The organism is Listeria monocytogenes ATCC 19117 (assembly GCF_000307025.1).
GTDB lineage: Bacteria > Bacillota > Bacilli > Lactobacillales > Listeriaceae > Listeria > Listeria monocytogenes_B.
On sequence record NC_018584.1, the window covers coordinates 2,495,482 to 2,515,189 of the forward strand.

Genomic DNA, 19,708 nt, shown 5'->3' on the forward strand with positions numbered 1-19,708 from the left:
ACTCATCTCATAAATCTTAATAAAGCCGATTTGCCTTGACAACAAGCCTCCTTAGGTTCACTCTGACACTTCAAAATCTCTGTAATAAAGATATCACGGTTGCCCTAAAAAAGTAAAATAAACTATAAAAAAACTATGAATTAAGTCAATTTTTGACATGGTATCCAATTTGTTTTCAGCAAACAAAAAAGTCTCTAAGTACTTTTTTATCAGTACTTAGAGACTTTTTTAACATTTAACCAATCGAGCCTTCCATTTCAAACTTAATCAAACGGTTCATCTCAACGGCATATTCCATTGGTAATTCTTTCGTAAATGGTTCAATGAAGCCCATAACAATCATTTCTGTTGCTTCTTCTTCGCTTAAACCACGGCTCATTAGATAGAAAAGTTGTTCCTCAGATACTTTGGAAACTTTGGCTTCGTGTTCTAATGAGATGTTGCTGTTTAGGATTTCGTTGTACGGGATTGTGTCCGATGTGGACAGGTTATCCATAATCAGCGTATCACATTCGATATTCGAACGTGCGCCGTCTGCATTACGACCAAAATGAACAATTCCGCGATACGTTACGTTTCCGCCTTGTTTCGAGATCGACTTCGACACAATCGTAGAGGACGTATTCGGCGCATAGTGCATCATTTTTGCTCCAGCGTCTTGACGTTGGCCTTTACCAGCAATCGCGATAGAAAGGGTCGTTCCACGTGCTCCTTCGCCTCGTAAATGTACAGCTGGGTATTTCATTGTTAATTTCGAACCAATGTTGCCATCAATCCATTCCATTGTCGCATTTTCTTCACAGAAAGTACGTTTCGTTACTAGATTGTAAACGTTATTTGCCCAGTTTTGGATGGTTGTGTAACGACAGTAAGCGCCTGGTTTTACAATGATTTCCACGACAGCAGAGTGAAGGGAATTCGTAGTATAAACGGGAGCAGTACAGCCTTCCACGTAGTTTACGCTGGCATTTTCGTCCACAATAATTAGTGTCCGCTCAAATTGACCCATGTTTTCCGAGTTAATGCGGAAATAGGCTTGAAGTGGCGTATCTACTTTGATACCTGGTGGTACGTAGATGAATGAACCACCTGACCAAACAGCCGAGTTTAGCGCAGCGAATTTGTTGTCGCTTGGTGGAATTACTTTTGCGAAATATTCTTTGAAAATATCTTCGTTTTCTTTTAACGCGGAATCTGTATCTTTGAAGACAATCCCTAAATCTTCTAGGTCTTGCTTCATATTGTGATAAACTACTTCGGATTCATACTGCGCAGATGCCCCAGCCAAATATTTTTGTTCGGCTTCAGGAATACCTAATTTATCAAAAGTACGTTTAATTTCTTCAGGAACTTCATCCCAAGAGCGCACTGTTTGTTCAGACGGTTTCACGTAGTAAGTGATGTCTTCAAACTTCAGTTCTGACAAGTCGCCACCCCAAGTCGGCATTGGCATTTTATAAAATTGCTCCAAAGACTTCAAACGGAATTCAAGCATCCATTCTGGTTCTTCTTTAATATTCGAAATTTCTCTTACTACTTTTTCTGTTAATCCGCGTTCTGTACGGAACACAGAGGTATCTTTGTCATGGAATCCATATTGGTATTCGCCAATTTCTGGAATTTCAGTCATGTCGTATCCTCCTTTTCGCTACTTATTTTGTTCCTTCTTTTTCAAAAATCGCTCTCTCCATTGCTTTCCAAGAAAGGGTTGCACATTTGATTCTTGCTGGGAATTTCGCAACTCCGGCAAGTGCCTCAACGTCGCCGTATTCATCAATCGTTTCATGGTCATGACCTTGCACCATTTCTGAAAATTCACGTGACATTTTTAGTGCCTCTTTCTCGGTTTTCCCAATAATGCTTTGCGTCATCATTGAAGCAGAGGCCATCGAAATCGAACAACCGCTACCAGTGAATTTTGCCGCAACGATTTTATCACCATCCATTTTTAAATGAAGATGAATTTGATCACCGCATGTTGGGTTGTTGAGGTCGATTGTTACATCGCTATCTGGGAGCTCTCCATTATTGCGCGGATTTTTATAGTGATCCATAATGACTTGTCTATAAAGCTGATCTAATTTCCGGCTTGTCATAATCCAAAATACTCCTTTGTTAACTTGAGGCCATCTATAAGCGCATCAATTTCTTCTTTTGTATTATAAATATAAAAGCTTGCGCGAGCTGTGGAAGAAACGTCAAGCCACTTCATCAACGGTTGCGCACAGTGATGACCAGCTCGAATCGCAATTCCGTCTTCGTCCAAAATAGTCGCAATATCGTGTGGATGTGCGCCTTCTAAATTGAAAGTCACTAAGCCACATCGTTTACTCGCGTCTTTTGGTCCATAAATGGTAATGCCTTCGATTTTGCTCATTTCTTCTATCGCGTAGCTGGCTAATGCTTGTTCATGTGCGTGAATATTTGCGAGTCCGACTTCTGCCAAGTAATCAATCGCCGCACCTAGCGCAATCGCTCCGCCAATAATCGGTGTTCCGGCTTCAAATTTCCACGGCAGTTCTTTCCAAGTCGAATCGTATAATTCAACAAAATCAATCATTTCTCCGCCAAATTCGGTAGGTTCCATCGCATCAAGCAATTCACGTTTGCCATACAAGGCGCCAATGCCAGTAGGAGCCATCATTTTGTGCCCTGAAAAAGCATAAAAGTCAGCATCTAAATCAACTACATCAACTTCCATGTGAGGCACAGCTTGCGCACCGTCAACGAGAATGACTGCTCCAAATTGATGAGCAATTGCTGCGATTTCTTTCATTGGCGTGATAGTCCCGAGTACATTAGAAACATGAGCTAATGCAACGATTTTCGTTTTTTCACCAATCGTTTTTTTCGCTTGTTCCACAGAAATCGTGCCATCTTCTTCTAGTTCGATATATTTCAAAACCGCGCCCTTGCGTTTAGCTAGTTGTTGCCACGGAATCAAATTGGAATGATGCTCTAGATAAGAAATAACAATCTCATCGCCAGCTTCAATATTTGCTTCCGCGTAACTATCTACAACTAAATTAATCGTTGAAGTAGTACCTCTTGTGAAAATAATTTCTGCTACTTCACGCGCATGAATAAACTTGGCTACTTTACCTCGAGCTGATTCATAAGCATCCGTCGCTCTTGCTGCAAGTGTATGCACACCGCGGTGAACGTTCGCATTATCAAACTCATAGTAATGTGTTAAAGCTTCAATAACTTGTTTCGGCTTTTGTGAAGTGGCAGCATTATCTAAATAAGCTAGCGGTTTTTCATTTATTTCTTGAGCTAAAATTGGAAAATCCGCCCGAATTTTTTGGATATCAATCATTTAGCGCACTTTCCCTTCGATTACTTCACGAAGCATCGTTTTCACACTTTCGATTGGTAACTGACGAACAACAGGGTCTAAGAAGCCATGAATAACTAATCTTTCTGCTTCTTTTTGAGAAATCCCGCGACTCATCAAATAGAATAATTGTAGTGGATCAACGCGTCCAACAGAAGCCGCATGCCCTGCTACTACGTCATTTTCATCAATTAATAAAATTGGGTTCGCATCACCGCGTGCTTCAGGACTAAGCATCAGTACACGTGATTCTTGTTGTGCATCTGACTTAGAAGCGCCATGTTTAATGTGACCAATTCCGTTAAAAATAGTTGTCGCTCTTTCTTTCATAACACCATGGGATAAAATCGTACCATTAGAAGCTTTACCGTAATGCGTCACGCGCGTTGTCACGTTTTGCGTTTGCTTACCGCGTCCAACAGTCACCGTTTTCACATCAGCAGAAGAGCCGTCTCCCATTAGGTTTGTTACGTTCTCGTTGATAGTATCGCCATCATTCATCAGGCCAAGCGCCCATTCAATTTGGCTATCTGTTCCAATGTGTCCACGACGGTTCACATATGTCGTAACATCACTTGCAAGATTGTCTACACCGCCAAAAGTAATGCGCGCATTTTTCTCAGCGATTACTTCTTCCACAATGCTAACAATCCCTTTAGGTGCGTTATCTACCGTTACGTAGTTTTCCACATAAGTGACTGCGCTATTATCATCCGCCACAAGCAACACGTGATTAACAAGTGGAGATTCCGCTTTATCTTGTACGAAAACAGCTTGAATTGGTGCTTTCACTTCGACATTTTTAGGAACATAAAGGAAAATCCCACCGTTCACAAGCGCCGCATGAAAAGCAGTCAGTTTGTGTTCATTCACTTGAACTGCATCTTTCATGAAATATTTCTTCACAAGTTCAGGATGGTTTTTCACAGCCGAAATAATATCTGTGAAAATAACGCCTTGGTCAACTAGTTCTTGTTGCAACTGAAGTCTCGCAGGTCTTTCATCCATTTGAACGTAAAAATTGGCTTCTTTATTATCTAAATCAACTAAATTCGCTACTTTTTCCGGTAGAGTTTCATTCGTTACGCCTTCTTTAAAAGGTATAAACGTCTCAAACTTTGTGAAATTCCAGCGAGTAATTTTTGTTTTATCCACAAAAGGCAAGTCCAGTTCCCCGTAGGCTTTAAAAGCATTGCGACGGATATCTAAAAACCAATCCGGTTCATTCGCATTACTTGAAAAAGCGTGGATAAAATCATCTTTAATCGTCATATTTTCTGCCATGATTTTAACCTCACTTCCTTATTGTTGGTCTACTGCTTCTTCTTCCTCAAGTTCGATACCAAGCTCTTGTTTAATCCAGTCATAACCTTCTGCTTCTAAACGTTTCGCAAGTTCAGGTCCGCCTTCTTTTACTACTTTACCTTGCATCATTACGTGAACAAAATCTGGTGTGATGTAGTTCAGTAAACGTTGGTAATGGGTAATGATTAAGCAACCGAATCCTTCGCCGCGCATTTCATTTACACCTTTAGAGACAACTTTAAGCGCATCGATATCAAGACCAGAGTCAATTTCATCTAAAATCGCTAATTTTGGCTCGATCATTAATAATTGCAAGATTTCATTACGTTTTTTCTCTCCGCCTGAAAATCCTTCATTTAAATAACGTTCCGCCATTTCTTCGTCCATATCTAAAATATCCATTTTGGCATCTAGTTTGCGGATGAATTGCATTACTGGAATTTCGTCGCCTTCTTCGCGGCGGCTATTGATTGCTGCACGAATGAATTCAGCGTTTGTAACACCACTAATCTCACTTGGATATTGCATCGCTAAGAAAAGACCAGCACGAGCGCGTTCGTCTACTTCCATTTCGAGTACATCTTCCCCGTCAAGCGTGATTGTTCCTTGTGTTACTTCATATTTTGGATGCCCCATAATAGCTGAGGACAACGTAGATTTACCTGTTCCGTTCGGTCCCATGATAGCGTGGATTTCGCCAGTTGAAATTTCCAGGTTAACACCCTTCAAAATTTCTTTTCCTTCTATTTCAACATGTAAATCTTGAATCTTTAAAGTTGCCATAAAAAAGTCCTCCCTAGTGTAAAATTTGCATAATCCTAGTTTAGTATAATTCTAATCTGATTACAACTATAAAAACCAGTATTCTTCGCATTCTCCCCTTCATTCTACTATTAATAAAGGTTTTTTACCAGTTTTCTAGCATTATCACTGTTTCTATTTTATTTGAGAATCCGTCCCTAAAAAAATACAACGTGTCATACCAATAAATGAAAGGGATTTTTCATCCTAAAAAAGGGATTGTATATCTTATTTATATATGGTATTGTTGTAACGTAACAAAATTGCAACATAATAACTTTTTTGTAATAAACGATTACTTATTGAAGGAGAATTTAAAATATGAAGAAAGCAATAATGGCTGCGACCATCTTTGTATTGCTTTTAGCCACGTTATCCGGGTGTAGCTCCCCTAAATCTGACTTCACTGCCGCCTTGCAAAAAACAGCTGAAAACCGACAATATACAACAAATGTGACATTCCAAGTAAATAACCTCTCAGAAAGTTACATAAAAAAACTTGGTCCTGAAATCGACTTAAATCAACTTAAAAAATCGAACATCCAATATAAAATTTCTGTTGATAGTGATTCCGCATCTTCCTACAGCGCATCTTCTATTCACTGGAAAGGAAAAAAACCACTTGATTTAACAATACATGCACTTCAAAACAGCGATGACGGAAAAGCTTATATTCCTGTATCTGATTTCTACGACGCTTCTGATAGCATCTCCAGTTTATTACCGGATTCAGCAGCTAGAATTTTCAACCAGGTACTAGATCAAAACAAAGACTTGGAGTCGAAGTATTTAAACCTATTCGAAACAATTCAAAATTTTTCCAATCAAACAATTGATACAGAAACTGTAGACCGCCAAGCAAAAGTATTGAAAAAAATGGAAGAAACTGCCGGCATTGCGATTTATAGTTATCTAAACGACCTAGATGACCAACACTTCACTTCAAAAGATAATGGTGACATCGTCCTAAAATTATCTAAAAACGAGATTAGCGATTTAGTTAATTCCGTTATCACCAAACTTGATGATAACGGAAGTGTTGTAGCACTTATTGGAGAAATTGACGGTAGCACTCAAAAAGCAGCAAAGAAAAAATGGAACAATGCTCAAAAAAGTATCCAATCATCCTTAAAAGCTCTAACAGAAAACAAAGCACAAACATTAGATTTCAAATTAACATTAACTCCTGACAGCAAAAAAGGATTTAGTAAAGCGATTATCACTACTAATTTTGAAGATACCAAAACAAAAGACTTAATGGACTTCACAACAACGATTGATATGCTAGACTACGAAAAAGTTCCTCCAATGCCAGAAGGAAAAGAAATTGTATCCAAAAAAGAATTGGATAAAGCCATTTCCGATGGACTGAAATTATATTTAAGTAGCGCTCAATAAAAAAAATCCTTTTACCGAAACGGTAAAAGGATTTTTTCATTTTATTTATCCACTGGAACAACAGCGCCGTCCCATTCTTTCGTAATGTAATCTTGAATTTCTTTTGAATGAAGTACTTTTACTAGCTCTTTAATGTTTTTATCATCTTTTTTCTTTTCTGTTGTTACAACGATATTCGCATAAGGAGAGTCTTTACTTTCGATTGCAATAGCGTCTTTAGAAGGGTTTAAGCCTTGATCTACAACAAAGTTAGAGTTAATCGCTACAACGTCGCCTTCTTCGTTATTGTAGGCAGTCATCAAGTAAGCTGGATCAAAATCGTATTTGAATTTCAAGTTTTTCGGATTGTCTTTAATATCATCAAAAGTTGCATCCTGTGGTTTCACGCCATCTTTCAGCGTTAATAGTCCGTTATCCACAAAAATACCAATAACACGCGGCCAATCAGATTTTGAGTTAGAAAGTAAAACTTGCGCGCCGTCTTTTAGATCTTTAATGTCTTTAACTTTTTTAGAGTAGATACCCATTGGTTCGATGTGAATCGCGCCAACATCAGCAAATTTGTAGCCTTTTTCTTTTTCTTCTAGTTCAAGATATGGTTTATGTTGGAAGTAGTTAGCATCTAAATCGCCTTCTTCTAGCGCTTTGTTAGGCATAACGTAATCTGTATATTTAACAATTTTCAAGTCAATCCCTTTATCTTTTAAAATTGGTTTTGCTTGTTCTAAGATTTGGGCATGTGGTGTATTGGACGCACCCACTACCAATTGGTTATCGTCTTTACTAGATGAAGCTTTATCTGAGGAGCCACCGCAAGCTGTAAGTACTAAAACTAAACTTAATGTGAAAATGAAACCAAGAACCTTTTTCATGAAATTCTCTCCTTTTTTGCGGGGATTCCGCGTTTTTTTATATAAATTTCTTCATATACATTGGTTAGCGTTTGTCGGTTCGTTTTGTTAAGAAGTCGCCGATAAACTGGAAAATAAAGACGATAATTAAGATAATAATTGTCGCAAGTACTGTTACATCAGGTTGTCCACGTTGGAACCCTTCAAGATAGGCAGTATTCCCAAGACCGCCTGCGCCAATGACACCAGCCATCGCGGTAAAACCAACGAGCGAAATTGCTGTCACTGTGATACCGGAAATAATCGCTGGTAAGGCTTCTGGGATGAGCACTTTACCAATAATGGTAAACATGTTCGCGCCCATAGATTTGGCTGCTTCGATAACTCCTTTGTCCACTTCACGAAAGGCAATTTCTACCATCCGACCATAAAACGGAGCAGCAGAGATAATCAAAGCTGGAAGTGCCGCTTTCGGCCCAATTACAGTTCCGACAAGCGATTTTGTCATCGGTAATAGTAATACAATTAAAATAATAAAAGGAATCGAGCGGAACACATTGACTAAAATGGCTGTAATCCAGTAAAGAATGCGCGCTCCGGCATGTTTTTTATTGTTAGTTAAAAATAGTAATAATCCTAACACAATCCCGAGTAAAAAAACCGCAAATAATGAAACAAGCGTCATGTATAATGTTTCTTGTGTTGCGACCCACATCATTTGAAAATCAACATTTGGAAATAATTCTTGTAATTTCGTCATCGTTCTAACACTTCCGTTTCTACTTTAAGTTGACGTAGCTGTGTTAGACTCGCATTTATCGCATCTTCTGTACCTAAAACTTGTACATAAAGCGTTCCGTATGCGCCATTTTGCGTTTGCGTTAAGTTCCCGTGGAGAACATTTAGCATAACATCATTTTCTTTTGCTACTTGAGAAATGACTGGTTGAGTTGCATTTTCGCTCATAAAGAGTAATTTAACAATTTTTCCTTCTGCATAATTATCGAGTAATAGATGGATTAATTCTTCTGTTTCGTCTGAATCGGTTACTTGGCGGACGAAGCGCTGTGTTACTTTTTCTTGTGGATGACGGAAAACATCTAAAACATCACCGAGTTCAACAACTTTTCCGTTTTCCATTACTGCGACGCGATTACATATTTTCCGGATAACGTGCATTTCATGGGTGATAACGATGATAGTTAAATGGAGGCGTTTGTTAATATCTAGGAGGAGTTCTAAAACTTCATCGGTAGTTTGTGGATCTAGTGCGGAAGTTGCTTCATCACAAAGCAATACTTTTGGGTTGTTCGCCAGCGCTCTTGCGATACCGACACGCTGCTTTTGACCGCCGCTTAGCTCAGATGGATAGGCATTTTCTTTTCCTTCCAAGCCAACAAGGCGGATGAGTTCATTTACTCGAAAACGTCTTTTTTCACCTCGTACACCTGCAATTTCTAGTGGAAACGCGATATTTTCTGCCACTGTACGTGACCATAATAAATTAAAATGTTGAAAAATCATTCCAATTTGCTGACGAGCTTTTCTAAGCTTACTACCGCGAATCTGGCTAATAAGTAAATTGTCTACTTCCACCGTCCCGGCACTCGGTAGTTCCAGTCCGTTAAACATCCGGATTAGCGTACTTTTACCAGCTCCAGAATATCCAACTACTCCAAAAATCTCGCCTTGTTCAATTTCTAAATCGACATGGTCGACTGCGAGAACTTTATTGTTTCTGGACGTGTATTCTTTTACAACGTTTTGTAACGTAATCATCTCTATCACCTTTTCTACATTCTGATATACAAAAAAACCTTTCTGCTGATGAGCAGAAAGGCAGCATTTTTTCAAATGGACTAACTTCCTTCTCATCTTTCAGAACAATTAGTTGTTCTGCATGACTTAGCACCTTAAACACATAATGAATTATTGTTTAGGTTGCTGGGTTTCACAGGGCATTTCCCTCCACCACTCTGGATAAGATTTCTACATATTATTAAATCACTTCATTTGTGACTATAGTGACGTTTCTTGTTTTTTCATATTACCTTGTCTAGTAGACTTTGTCAATAACTTTCTCACTTATGTTAATTTATTTGTAAGTTATTTCACTAATAATACTATTATCTGTCTGTTCATTCTGACTAGCCATTTGAGAGGCTATTTTAATTTGGGCCCTATTTTGATATTTGAGTTCGCTATTATTAATTTGAACTATGTACATAAATACCGCAATAACCGTAATACAAGCAACAACAATTAAAACAATATGTTTTTTCATTTTCCTCTCCTCCGTGATTTATATTCTACAGAAAGAACATAAATCACGCGGAAAGAAACTTTTAAGAATTGTTAAAGATTAAATTAGTGGCAGTTTAACGATAAAACTGGTTTGGCGTTTTTTGCTTTCGGCAGTAACAATTCCGCCATGTTTTTCAACAATAGATTTAGCAATCGCAAGGCCTAATCCGGTTCCAGTCGTCGTCCGATTTTTATCTACTTTGTAAAAGCGCTCGAACAAGTAAGGTAAATCGACATTAGGAATTTCTTCACCATAATTCGTTACGCGCACAACAGCCATATTATCTTCTTTCTTAGCACTAACATCAATTTGTTTGTTGCCTTCTCCGTATCTAAGGGCATTCGAAAATAAATTCTCAAATAAGCGCATGATTTGGTTGCCATCACCGCCAATAATTAGTTTGTTAGCATCAAAATGTTCGACAATCTGCATATTTCGTTCTGCAGCTCGCCCGTCGTACTCCGCCACTAATTGCCGTAGCAACTCAATAATGTCTAACTCATCTTTCTTTAGTTGGTAATCCACGCTATCGAGCCTTGTATAAGAAAACAAATCATCAATAAGTTTGTGCAAGTGACGCGCTTTCCCGTACACAAGCTCGGTGTAATAACGCAGCTCAATTTCATCGCGATAACGGTCTTCATGTATATAACTTAAATAGCCTAAAATGGATGTAAGTGGTGTTCGCAAATCATGCGAAACATTCGTAATCAAATCATTTCTGGCTTGCTGGGCCTGTTCTTCCTGCTGCATTAATTTTTTCTGCCGTTCCCGCATATTTTCGATGTTACGTTCCAGTTCTTGAATTTCCGGCACAAAACTTTCTGTGTCAACTGGCTTCCCGTCGTTAAGCGCAAAATTAATCGTACGCAGTTGTTTTTTCAAAATTCTTTGACGCATCAAACGATAGAAAAAAGCAAAGAATAGACAAGCTATTAAAAAGATAATCAGAAATTTTAGCGACATCATCCAAAAAGATTGCATGATTCGCGTATATTTATTCGTTCCAAATAATTGAACAATAGCTTGTGACACTTCCCGTAAAAACAAAGAATCATCCCGAATGGAAATGCTCCATAAATAAATAGTTTGGATGGTAATCAACGCCAAAATCCAAGAAACAGCTGCAAAAAAAGTCGCCTGCCAAACATTCATCACATGGCTAATTTTCGTAAACAACAGTTCCAGTTTAGATTTCAATTTTGTACCCTACTCCCCAAATAGTCTTAATCACATTTTCTCCACCCATAGCCTCGCGTAACTTATCACGCAAATTACTAATATGGACCATTACTGTCTTACTCGCTCCAAGGGCCTTTTCTTGCCAAATCTTCTCAAAAATATATTCTGAACTAAAAACGCGCCCTGGCTCACTCGCTAGTAAAAATAGAATATCAAACTCAGAAGTCGTCAAATGAAGTTCTTTGCCACTAACAGTTACAACGTGAAGGCCACGGTCAACTACTATCGGCCCAATGATGACTTTATCTTGACTAACAGGCTCTGCTTGACTCATTTGCTGCATTCTTCTTAGAATAGCTTTCACGCGTACAGAAAGCTCTAATGGATTGAATGGCTTGACCATATAATCGTCCGCACCTGTTAAAAGACCCATGATTTTGTCGTTGTCTTCAGCCTTGGCACTAAGCATTAGGATGGGAGTCAAAATCCCATTATCTCTCATTAATCGGCATACTTCTAAGCCGTTCATTTCAGGCATCATAATATCTAATATCACTAAAGTTGGCTGTTTTTCTTGAACTAAACGCCATACTTCCGCACCATCATAAGCTTGATAAATCGTATATCCTTCATTTTGTAAATATAATTTTACTAAATCAACAATTTCTTTGTCATCATCAGCAATTAAAATAGAAGTTGTCATACTCATTGTCCTTTCCAGTCTTATTTCTACCTATTGTAACACTTTAGCAACAAATCGAATAGAAAGAGCTCGGATTAAATTCTGGTAAGAACCCGTTCTTCTTCCGGCTCTAAGTGGATAAGGACTTCCGCTTTAGCATAAAAATTCATAATCTCTGCCTCAATTTCGTCACATAGCGAATGAGCACTTTCAATCGTCATCGATGAAGATACAACTAAATGAAAATCAATATACTCTTCTGCTCCTGCCCGTCTCGAGCGAAAATCATGAAATTCAATAAATCTTGCTTTATGAGCCAAAATAATTTGCTTGATAGCCTCTTCTTCATCCGCAGACAAGCGTTTGTCCATTAATGGAGGGAAAGACTCTTTTAACAATTTATAAGCCTCATACATGATATAAAACGCCGTTAAAATCGCGATGACAGGATCTAACCAAAGCCAGCCGGTTATGTATACAAGGAACAAACTAAGCGCAATCCCAAGCGATGTGAACACGTCTGTATATAAATGTAATGCATTGGATTTCATCGCTACTGAATTAGCTTCATCAGCCGCTTTTTTGATGATACGAGACACGATAATATTCACGATAGCGCCAAAAAGCATTACCATAATACCAAGCGCTGGAAAACGAATTTCGTGAGGATTTACAAGTTTATTAACTGATTCCACAATGATCCAAATCCCCGCTACAAAAATAAGTAAAGTTTCAATGGTTCCCGCAATATTCTCTGCTTTTCCATGTCCATATGGATGGTCTTCATCGGCCGGTTGATTAGAAATCCGAATCGAGAAGAAAGTGATGATTGACGCAAATAAGTCCATGGACGAGTGAATCCCTTCCGATATCACTGCCACAGAACCTGTAAAAAAGCCGACAATCAATTTAAGTACAACAATAACAAAATTACTACACACAGATAAAATAGTAAGATTAGAATGGTTCATAAAAAAGCCTCCGATATTTTATGTTTCACTAAAAATTTCTCTTTATAAAACACTAATTTAACAACTCGAATTATCTTACCACAAGCAGCCAAATTGTGTCTATAGCAACGTTTTTAGCTAAATACAGTTCTATATCGGGAGCGAAACTTTTTTGCTCCAGGGCAAAATTTAACACAGAAAAAATCCCTGTATTACTCACTATACAGGAATTCAAAAATGGCCGTTGCATCATGTAATTGGTAGCTTAAATCGGCCGGTTGACCGTTCCTAAATTTAACTAGCGCCGGGACTGATGTAATTTCAAGATTTTGCGCAATATCAGGCACATAATTTAAATCTACTTTCACAACTTCTGTATGAACCTCGTCCGATTCTAAAACCACATCCACAAGGCGGCTTGCTATTTGACAGCTACCACACATTGGAGTAAAAAAGAAAACAACGAAGTCCTCACCGTTTTTTTGCGCCGTCCGCAAACGTTCTTTTTCCCAAATTTCCAGGAAAAACGCCTCCTATCAAAAAAGACCAGCTTCGGTTATCCCAAGCCGGCCTCCTAAAAATTAATCTAATACTTTTTCGTAATCGTCACTTGATAAAAGAGCCTTTACATCCGCTTCTTCTACTTCTTCAAGTTTTAAAATCCAGCCTGTATCGTATGGATTGCTATTAATTAATTCTGGTTCATCTTCTAATGTTTCGTTAACAGCAACTACTTTACCAGTTACTGGTGCATAAAAATCAGATACTGTTTTTACAGACTCAATGCTACCAATAGAGTCGCCTTTAGCTACAGTGTCGCCAACCTCTGGCAATTCAACAAATACGATATCCCCTAATTGATCTTGAGCAAAGTCCGTAATCCCAATAACATAACTACCCTCGTCTGCTTTCACCCATTCATGTTCTTCTGTGTACAATAAGTCTTTTGGTAAACTCATTTTCAAAACTCCTCCTTTTTCGTGCAATTATCTATATTGACTATTTCCAAGTTGCTTCAAATTCTTCTTCTTTGAAACCAAGCGTCACTTCTTTGCCGTTCGTAGTTAGTGGGCGTTTGATTAACATACCGTCTGATGCAAGTAACTTATAAGCTTCTTCCGGCGAAAGTGTATCTAATTTATCTTTCAGTCCAAGTTCGCGGTATTTAATACCACTTGTGTTAAAGAAACGGCGGATTGGAAGCCCGCTTACTTCATGCCATTTTTGTATTTCTTCCGCAGTTGGCGTTTCTGTCTTAATATCTACTTCATTAAAATCAACATGCTCATTTTCAAGCCATGCTTTTGCTTTCTTACAGGTGCTACATTTTGGATACCAATAAAAATTAATCATTTTGCCTCTCCCTCCGATTGCATTCTACTACTATCATAGTGCATTTTTTCCGAAAGTACAAATGGCAACACTTAGAAAAAAACAGAGCATTTGAAAGCGTATTCATTCGTGGTTTTAAAAATACAAAAGCCATTTTCGACTTCTGTATTTTCTTTTTTAAGACGCGTGATTTTCTTCTTTCACTTCAAACATCGATTTTTTAAAGTTAAACCTTATCCCGAGCACCAGGCCAACAGCCATCATGTTCCCGAGCAAGGCGCTACCACCGTAACTAATAAACGGAAGCGGGATACCTGTAATTGGTAGTAAGCCGATATTCATCCCCACATTTTCTAGTACGTGGAACATTAACATCATTACAACCCCCGTACAAATGTAAGAGTAAAACGGTACGCCAACATCCAGCGCCACACGAATAATTTGATAAATTAATAAGAAATAAATTGCTAATAAAATACTAGCTCCAATAAAGCCATAATCTCCGGCTACAATCGTAAAAATAAAGTCATTGTGATTTTCTGGAATTGCAATGGCATCATATCCCGCACCGTTCCCAGAAATCTGACCAGAACCAATTGCTGTCATCGCTCGCAGCACTTGATAACCCCCGCCTTGAGGATCATTCTCCGGATTAATCCACGTCGTAATCCGCTCAAATTGATAGGGTTTGAAGCCTAGACTCGTCAGCCAATTTTGGTGATAAATAACCATCCAAATAAGCGCCGTCCCAATTGCCGCAATCGAACCAAAAAGTGGCACGATAATTTTCCATGTAATTCCGGAAATAAGAATCATTCCCGACATAATAGCGATAAATACAAGCGCGGTCCCTAAATCGGGTTGCAGCATGATAAGAATAAGCGGCATTAATGTAAATAAGCCAATCTTTAAAAGTAACCAAGCATCATAACTAAAGCGGTGGACCTTATAAGTTCGGTTATGATCCCAAATCACTTTTGCTAAAACGACAATTAAGATAACCTTAACAACCTCAGATGGCTGAATGTTCCCTAAGAACGGGATAACAATCCAGCTCTTTGCTCCTTTTACTTCTTTCCCAAAAAGCAATACAAATACGAGTAAAAATAGACCTAGTCCGTAAAAGTAGTAAGCCCATTTCGTCAGACGATCATAATCTAGTTGCATCACGACAATAATTGCAAATGTCGACACTACAAACCACATGGCTTGTTTGACCACAAAGTTTGCATCATATTGATTATTTGTTAATTGCGCACTATAAATGGACACCAAACTGATTATCATGAGTAACATCATAGATAGGACAATCCCGTAATCAATGCGTCCAGCTAGTTTATTTTGTTGATTCATTATTTAATTACTCCTTACTGGTTGGTTTGTATAAACAAAACGAACGCTTTCTCCCAAACAGTTTAAAAAAGAAAATCAGAAACGATTTTCTTTCCCTAAGTTAACTTCTGGAGCATTGTATCTCGCCGATAACACGAGCCCAAGTGCCATAAATGCACCAAGAAGTGAGCTTCCCCCATAACTGACAAAAAGTAGCGGAATACCGGTAATTGGAAGAAGACCAATTGTCATCCCGATATTTTCTAAAACATGGAACAAAATCATCGAGCAAACACCCGTACAAATATACGAATAAAAAGGAATATTAATATCTAATGCCACTCGAATTATTTGGTAAATCAGTAAAAAGTATAACATAATAAGTACACAGCCACCAATGAAACCAAAATTCCCACCAATAATGGAGAAAATAAAATCATTATGGTTTTCCGGGATCGCAATGGCTTGATTACCGATTCCATTCCCTTGTAACTGCCCAGAACCAATCGCTTGCATCGACCGAAGTAGCTGCATTCCGTCACCAAGTGGATCCTCTTCCGGCCTTAACCAAGAAGTAATCCGTTTAAATTGGTAAGGTTTAAATCCTAGTTTTTGTAAGAACTCTTGATTATACATAACTAAGTAGATTAATGTCCCACCAATGAGCGCAATCGAACTAAAAACTGGTAATAAAATTTTCCAAGTAACACCACTAATAAATACCATACCGATAATAATAGCAATAAATACTAGAATCGTCCCAAGGTCTGGTTGAAGTGCTACAAGACCAAGCGGAAGAATAGAAACAATACCTATTTTTAACAGTAACTGCATATCTAAGCTCACGGTATGTAATTTATATTTTTTATTATGGTCCCAAATGACTTTTGCAAGTGCTAAAATCAAAAAACTTTTCATTAATTCCGATGGTTGCAAGCTCCCAAGCGATCCGATACTAATCCAGCTCTTGGATCCTTTTCGCTCGTCACCAACGATAAGTACGAGTACAAGCAATAAGTTTCCTATCCCATAAAGATAATACGCCGCCCATTGCAACTTATCATAGTCGAAAAAAAGTACAATAACAACAACGACCCCAGTAGAAATAACAATCCAAATAGACTGTTGCAATAAGAAATTATTTGTATATTGGTCGTTAACAAGCCCCGCGACATAAATCGCTACTAGACCAATAATACACAGCAACATCATTAAAAATATAATCGAATAATCTATTCGAACTGCCTTTTTTCTATTTCTGGCCATTATTTTCCGTCCTTTTGTGTTTGAATTTAAATGTAAAAAAGCTGCTATTCTTAAAAAGAGCAACAGCCTTCATCTATTATAATAAAGTTTACCTTGGATAGGAAGCTTTTTCACCAAATTCTAATCTTCTTTCTGTTTTCTTTAATATTCAAAACGAGTCGAAGCAAGTGGATGAATATGCTGCTTTCCGTCTTTTTCGGTAATATCCGCCGTAATATGAAAAACCTCGCGAAGAAGCTCTGTCGTGAAAACTTCTGTAGGCGAGCCATCTTTGACTAATTGTCCATTTTCGCATACAAAAACATGGTCACTGTAAATTGCTGCCTGATTTAAATCATGTAAAACGAGCACGATAGTTAAATTATATTCTTTATTTAAATGCACGAGTAAATCTAAAAGCTCCAGTTGATGCGCAATATCTAAATAAGTCGTGGGCTCATCTAGTAATAAAATCGGTGTTTTTTGTGCAAGAGCCATGGCGAGCCAAGCGCGTTGTCTTTCTCCGCCTGATAACGAATGTAGCGGGCGATAAGCCAATTCTTCTAAGTTGCACACTTTAATAGCCCAGTGAATGACCGCCTCGTCCTCCTCTTGCAAAGTGGAGAGCCAGCTTCGGTGCGGCAAACGGCCATACGCCACTAAATCATGCACCATCACATCTACCAAACCTTCTGGAGCTTGTGATAACATCGTCATTTTTTTCGCTAAATCTTTAGATGGGATTTCAGTAATGTTTTTATCATTTAAGAAAATCTCCCCGCTATCCGGTGTCAAAAGGCGCATCATCAAACGCAGCATAGTCGATTTTCCCGAGCCGTTTGGACCGATAAGCGTAGTGATTTTCCCTTCTGGAATACTCGCGCTCACGTTTTTCATTTCGAAATCTCTTTTACGTGAGAAAGAAACATTTTTTAGTTCTAATGCTGATTTCATGAAGCAACCCTCCCTCTTTGAAGTAAGAATAAGAAGAATGGTGCGCCTATCATTGCAAGCAGGATTCCAACAGGAAGCTCGATGGATCCGAACCAACTTCTAGCTGCTGTATCAGCAAAGCCAACTAATAAAGCCCCGCCGAGTGCGGATAGTGGCAGTAAGTATTTATAGTCATTTCCAATGATCAAACGGAAAATATGTGGCACAACAAGTCCAACAAAGCCAATAAGTCCAGCTACACTAACCGCAACCCCACTGAGAAAGGCCGCCAACATTATAATAAAAAAGCGATGCCGTTCCACAGAAAAGCCAAGTAATTTCGCCGCATCATCCCCAAGTAGCAATACATTAGAAGAACGAATCGCAAAACCACTTAAAACAAACCCGACCAGCATATACGGCCAAATCATATCCAAATGATACCAACTTTTTCCGGAAAGTGTCCCTGTCATCCAAGAAATAACACTTTGAACCCGGTTGCTATAAAGCACCATTACGCCAGACGTCATCGCACCAATAAACGCATTAATCGCCACCCCAGACAAAATTACACGTAAAGGAGAAACACCGCGATCCCATGCAAGCAAATAAATCAAAATAGCTGTTCCAAACGCCCCTAAAAACGCACCAATCGGCACAAAGGAAGCTAACGCAGGAAATGCTAATGTCATTAAAATGGCCACGAAGCCACCACCGGCTGAAACCCCAATTACGCCTGGGTCAGCTAATGGATTCCGCATCACGCCTTGCAGCAAGCATCCAGCAATCGCCAGCGCTGCTCCTACTAAGAAAGCAATTAATAACCGCGGCAAGCGCAAGTTCCAAATCAATTGGTTCGCTAGGTCACTTCCCCCGCCAGTTAGCGTCTGCCAAGCATCACTATATGTAATTTTCACGGACCCCGTTGTCAGTCCGTAGAAAAAAGCTAAAATAAGTAAAATGATTACTACAATAAAAGTTATCCGTCTACGTTTTCGCCGCGGATCATGCGCCTTCACAGTTGTCATTAGTTATCCACCTTATTTATCTCATCTGTCATATAATCCAATGCTTGATCAATCTTAATTCCAGGATTTGTTCCGAATAGCTCTGCAGGAAGTACGACAATATGATCATTTTTAACGGCGCTTGTTGAATTCCAAGCTTCATTTTGTTTCATTTCTTTCTTGAATGCTGCTTCTGTTTCTTTTTCGTCCCCACCGTGAATCATTAAGAAAATCACTTCCGGGTCAGCAGCAACAATCTTTTCTACGTTCATCGAAGCGTATTGTGGGAAGTTTTCAACGCCTTTAAAATCTTTCGCTACATTTTCTCCACCAGCAATTTCTAAAACATTTCCACTTAATGAGGATGGTAGCGCCGCGTAATTACTGCCAGGAGCCCCTAGAACAAGTAATGAGCGCACTTTTTTACCTTGTTGCTTCTTCTTCACTTCCGCCACTTTTTGGTCAATATTCGCTTCTAACTCTTTGGCTTTTGTCTCTTTGCCTAAAAGCTCGCCAAGCACGGCTGTTTGTTTTTTAATTTCGTCAATTGAGTTGGCTCCGGTCAACACGACTTTCGGTCCGACGCCTTCCATCGCAGGAACATCTTTTAAGTTTTGTTCTGAACTTGCGACAATAGCATCAGCACCAAGAGAGGCAATTTTTTCTAAATTCAAATCATGGGTATTGCCCACTTCTGTAGCTTTCTTCGCACCATCTGGAACACCACTCGCGTCTGTTGTTTGGCGACCTACCACCGTTCCACCAAGTGCATAGATAATATTCATATCCGCATTCGTCAGTGCGATAATCCGTTCTGGTTTTTTATCAAAAGAAACATCACGCCCAGCCATATCTGTTATCGTTAGAGCCGCTTGCGATTTATTTTCCGTTTTAGTTGTTTCATTATTCGTATCAGTTGCCGTATCATTTCCACACGATGCAAGGAGTAGTGCGGCTGTTATACTTAACGTCAATATAGTTATTTTCTTCATAATTCCCCTCCACAACACTGTCCTTTTCATTTTACTAAATTATAACACGATATTCA

The 19,708-nt window shown here is 38.8% G+C and carries 21 protein-coding genes and 1 riboswitch; of the genes, 1 reads left to right on the top strand and 20 read right to left on the bottom strand.

Annotation, left to right across the window (positions count from 1 at the left end):
• Window positions 1-235: 235 nt before the first annotated feature.
• The 5 genes from sufB to sufC are packed head-to-tail and all read right to left on the bottom strand — an operon-like array spanning window position 236 to window position 5,425.
• The gene (sufB, locus tag LMOATCC19117_RS12335) at window positions 236-1,630 is read right to left on the bottom strand and encodes a Fe-S cluster assembly protein SufB (protein ID WP_003722438.1); all 1,395 of its coding nucleotides are present in this window, start codon (window positions 1,628-1,630) and stop codon (window positions 236-238) included.
• A 22-nt stretch (window positions 1,631-1,652) separates the two neighbouring features.
• Window positions 1,653-2,096, bottom strand: coding sequence for a Fe-S cluster assembly sulfur transfer protein SufU (gene sufU / locus LMOATCC19117_RS12340; protein ID WP_003722439.1), 444 nt, complete (start codon window positions 2,094-2,096; stop codon window positions 1,653-1,655).
• Window positions 2,093-3,319: a cysteine desulfurase gene (locus LMOATCC19117_RS12345; RefSeq protein WP_014929118.1), complete on the bottom strand. Its 1,227-nt coding sequence runs from the start codon at window positions 3,317-3,319 to the stop codon at window positions 2,093-2,095. Before LMOATCC19117_RS12345 ends, sufU begins: the two co-directional genes overlap by 4 nt.
• On the bottom strand, window positions 3,320-4,621 hold the full coding sequence (gene sufD / locus LMOATCC19117_RS12350; protein WP_003739683.1) for a Fe-S cluster assembly protein SufD: 1,302 nt from the start codon (window positions 4,619-4,621) through the stop codon (window positions 3,320-3,322).
• A gap of 18 nt (window positions 4,622-4,639) precedes the next feature.
• Entirely contained in the window at window positions 4,640-5,425 is a 786-nt protein-coding gene (sufC, locus tag LMOATCC19117_RS12355) for a Fe-S cluster assembly ATPase SufC (protein WP_003722442.1), read from the bottom strand.
• Between the two features lie 339 nt (window positions 5,426-5,764).
• On the opposite strand from sufC, the gene LMOATCC19117_RS12360 reads away from it, so the two are divergent.
• A complete protein-coding gene (locus tag LMOATCC19117_RS12360) occupies window positions 5,765-6,841 on the top strand; it encodes a hypothetical protein (protein WP_003727944.1) in 1,077 nt (358 codons plus the stop codon).
• Window positions 6,842-6,882: 41 nt separating this feature from the next.
• Here LMOATCC19117_RS12360 and LMOATCC19117_RS12365 read toward each other — a convergent pair whose 3' ends face one another.
• The 15 genes from LMOATCC19117_RS12365 to LMOATCC19117_RS12435 form a co-directional block, all read right to left on the bottom strand.
• A complete protein-coding gene (locus tag LMOATCC19117_RS12365; protein ID WP_003725602.1) occupies window positions 6,883-7,713 on the bottom strand; it encodes a MetQ/NlpA family ABC transporter substrate-binding protein in 831 nt (276 codons plus the stop codon).
• 64 nt (window positions 7,714-7,777) lie between these two features.
• On the bottom strand, window positions 7,778-8,452 hold the full coding sequence (locus tag LMOATCC19117_RS12370; RefSeq protein ID WP_003725603.1) for a methionine ABC transporter permease: 675 nt from the start codon (window positions 8,450-8,452) through the stop codon (window positions 7,778-7,780).
• Window positions 8,449-9,471, bottom strand: coding sequence for a methionine ABC transporter ATP-binding protein (locus LMOATCC19117_RS12375; protein WP_003725604.1), 1,023 nt, complete (start codon window positions 9,469-9,471; stop codon window positions 8,449-8,451). Before LMOATCC19117_RS12375 ends, LMOATCC19117_RS12370 begins: the two co-directional genes overlap by 4 nt.
• 89 nt (window positions 9,472-9,560) lie before the next feature.
• A riboswitch (SAM riboswitch) is annotated at window positions 9,561-9,679 on the bottom strand.
• 108 nt (window positions 9,680-9,787) lie between these two features.
• Window positions 9,788-9,976, bottom strand: coding sequence for a hypothetical protein (locus LMOATCC19117_RS12380; RefSeq protein WP_003725605.1), 189 nt, complete (start codon window positions 9,974-9,976; stop codon window positions 9,788-9,790).
• A gap of 78 nt (window positions 9,977-10,054) precedes the next feature.
• On the bottom strand, window positions 10,055-11,197 hold the full coding sequence (cesK, locus tag LMOATCC19117_RS12385; RefSeq protein WP_003725606.1) for a histidine kinase CesK: 1,143 nt from the start codon (window positions 11,195-11,197) through the stop codon (window positions 10,055-10,057).
• Window positions 11,187-11,882, bottom strand: a complete 696-nt coding sequence (cesR, locus tag LMOATCC19117_RS12390; protein ID WP_003725607.1) for a response regulator CesR — start codon at window positions 11,880-11,882, stop codon at window positions 11,187-11,189. The genes cesK and cesR overlap by 11 nt, the downstream gene beginning before the upstream one ends.
• Window positions 11,883-11,956: 74 nt before the next feature.
• Window positions 11,957-12,832, bottom strand: a complete 876-nt coding sequence (locus LMOATCC19117_RS12395; RefSeq protein WP_003725608.1) for a cation diffusion facilitator family transporter — start codon at window positions 12,830-12,832, stop codon at window positions 11,957-11,959.
• Between the two features lie 191 nt (window positions 12,833-13,023).
• Window positions 13,024-13,308, bottom strand: coding sequence for a thioredoxin family protein (locus LMOATCC19117_RS12400; protein WP_003734736.1), 285 nt, complete (start codon window positions 13,306-13,308; stop codon window positions 13,024-13,026).
• An 84-nt stretch (window positions 13,309-13,392) separates the two neighbouring features.
• Entirely contained in the window at window positions 13,393-13,770 is a 378-nt protein-coding gene (gene gcvH / locus LMOATCC19117_RS12405; RefSeq protein WP_003725610.1) for a glycine cleavage system protein GcvH, read from the bottom strand.
• Between the two features lie 40 nt (window positions 13,771-13,810).
• Window positions 13,811-14,164, bottom strand: a complete 354-nt coding sequence (locus LMOATCC19117_RS12410) for an arsenate reductase family protein (RefSeq protein ID WP_003725611.1) — start codon at window positions 14,162-14,164, stop codon at window positions 13,811-13,813.
• Window positions 14,165-14,320: 156 nt separating this feature from the next.
• A complete protein-coding gene (gene rodA, locus LMOATCC19117_RS12415; protein WP_003727940.1) occupies window positions 14,321-15,496 on the bottom strand; it encodes a rod shape-determining protein RodA in 1,176 nt (391 codons plus the stop codon).
• Between the two features lie 75 nt (window positions 15,497-15,571).
• Entirely contained in the window at window positions 15,572-16,741 is a 1,170-nt protein-coding gene (rodA, locus tag LMOATCC19117_RS12420) for a rod shape-determining protein RodA (RefSeq protein WP_003723330.1), read from the bottom strand.
• A 141-nt stretch (window positions 16,742-16,882) separates the two neighbouring features.
• On the bottom strand, window positions 16,883-17,674 hold the full coding sequence (locus LMOATCC19117_RS12425) for an ABC transporter ATP-binding protein (protein WP_003726495.1): 792 nt from the start codon (window positions 17,672-17,674) through the stop codon (window positions 16,883-16,885).
• Entirely contained in the window at window positions 17,671-18,681 is a 1,011-nt protein-coding gene (locus LMOATCC19117_RS12430; protein ID WP_003726486.1) for a FecCD family ABC transporter permease, read from the bottom strand. Before LMOATCC19117_RS12430 ends, LMOATCC19117_RS12425 begins: the two co-directional genes overlap by 4 nt.
• Window positions 18,681-19,652, bottom strand: coding sequence for an ABC transporter substrate-binding protein (locus tag LMOATCC19117_RS12435; protein ID WP_003726487.1), 972 nt, complete (start codon window positions 19,650-19,652; stop codon window positions 18,681-18,683). Before LMOATCC19117_RS12435 ends, LMOATCC19117_RS12430 begins: the two co-directional genes overlap by 1 nt.
• Window positions 19,653-19,708 lie beyond the last annotated feature (56 nt).

Coding starts and splice junctions, on each gene's coding strand:
- sufB (WP_003722438.1), bottom strand. CDS start 1,630: ATGACTGAAATTCCAGAAATTGGCGAATACCAATATGGATTCCATGAC.
- sufU (WP_003722439.1), bottom strand. CDS start 2,096: ATGACAAGCCGGAAATTAGATCAGCTTTATAGACAAGTCATTATGGAT.
- LMOATCC19117_RS12345 (WP_014929118.1), bottom strand. CDS start 3,319: ATGATTGATATCCAAAAAATTCGGGCGGATTTTCCAATTTTAGCTCAA.
- sufD (WP_003739683.1), bottom strand. CDS start 4,621: ATGGCAGAAAATATGACGATTAAAGATGATTTTATCCACGCTTTTTCA.
- sufC (WP_003722442.1), bottom strand. CDS start 5,425: ATGGCAACTTTAAAGATTCAAGATTTACATGTTGAAATAGAAGGAAAA.
- LMOATCC19117_RS12360 (WP_003727944.1), top strand. CDS start 5,765: ATGAAGAAAGCAATAATGGCTGCGACCATCTTTGTATTGCTTTTAGCC.
- LMOATCC19117_RS12365 (WP_003725602.1), bottom strand. CDS start 7,713: ATGAAAAAGGTTCTTGGTTTCATTTTCACATTAAGTTTAGTTTTAGTA.
- LMOATCC19117_RS12370 (WP_003725603.1), bottom strand. CDS start 8,452: ATGACGAAATTACAAGAATTATTTCCAAATGTTGATTTTCAAATGATG.
- LMOATCC19117_RS12375 (WP_003725604.1), bottom strand. CDS start 9,471: ATGATTACGTTACAAAACGTTGTAAAAGAATACACGTCCAGAAACAAT.
- LMOATCC19117_RS12380 (WP_003725605.1), bottom strand. CDS start 9,976: ATGAAAAAACATATTGTTTTAATTGTTGTTGCTTGTATTACGGTTATT.
- cesR (WP_003725607.1), bottom strand. CDS start 11,882: ATGACAACTTCTATTTTAATTGCTGATGATGACAAAGAAATTGTTGAT.
- LMOATCC19117_RS12395 (WP_003725608.1), bottom strand. CDS start 12,832: ATGAACCATTCTAATCTTACTATTTTATCTGTGTGTAGTAATTTTGTT.
- gcvH (WP_003725610.1), bottom strand. CDS start 13,770: ATGAGTTTACCAAAAGACTTATTGTACACAGAAGAACATGAATGGGTG.
- LMOATCC19117_RS12410 (WP_003725611.1), bottom strand. CDS start 14,164: ATGATTAATTTTTATTGGTATCCAAAATGTAGCACCTGTAAGAAAGCA.
- rodA (WP_003727940.1), bottom strand. CDS start 15,496: ATGAATCAACAAAATAAACTAGCTGGACGCATTGATTACGGGATTGTC.
- rodA (WP_003723330.1), bottom strand. CDS start 16,741: ATGGCCAGAAATAGAAAAAAGGCAGTTCGAATAGATTATTCGATTATA.
- LMOATCC19117_RS12425 (WP_003726495.1), bottom strand. CDS start 17,674: ATGAAATCAGCATTAGAACTAAAAAATGTTTCTTTCTCACGTAAAAGA.
- LMOATCC19117_RS12430 (WP_003726486.1), bottom strand. CDS start 18,681: ATGACAACTGTGAAGGCGCATGATCCGCGGCGAAAACGTAGACGGATA.
- LMOATCC19117_RS12435 (WP_003726487.1), bottom strand. CDS start 19,652: ATGAAGAAAATAACTATATTGACGTTAAGTATAACAGCCGCACTACTC.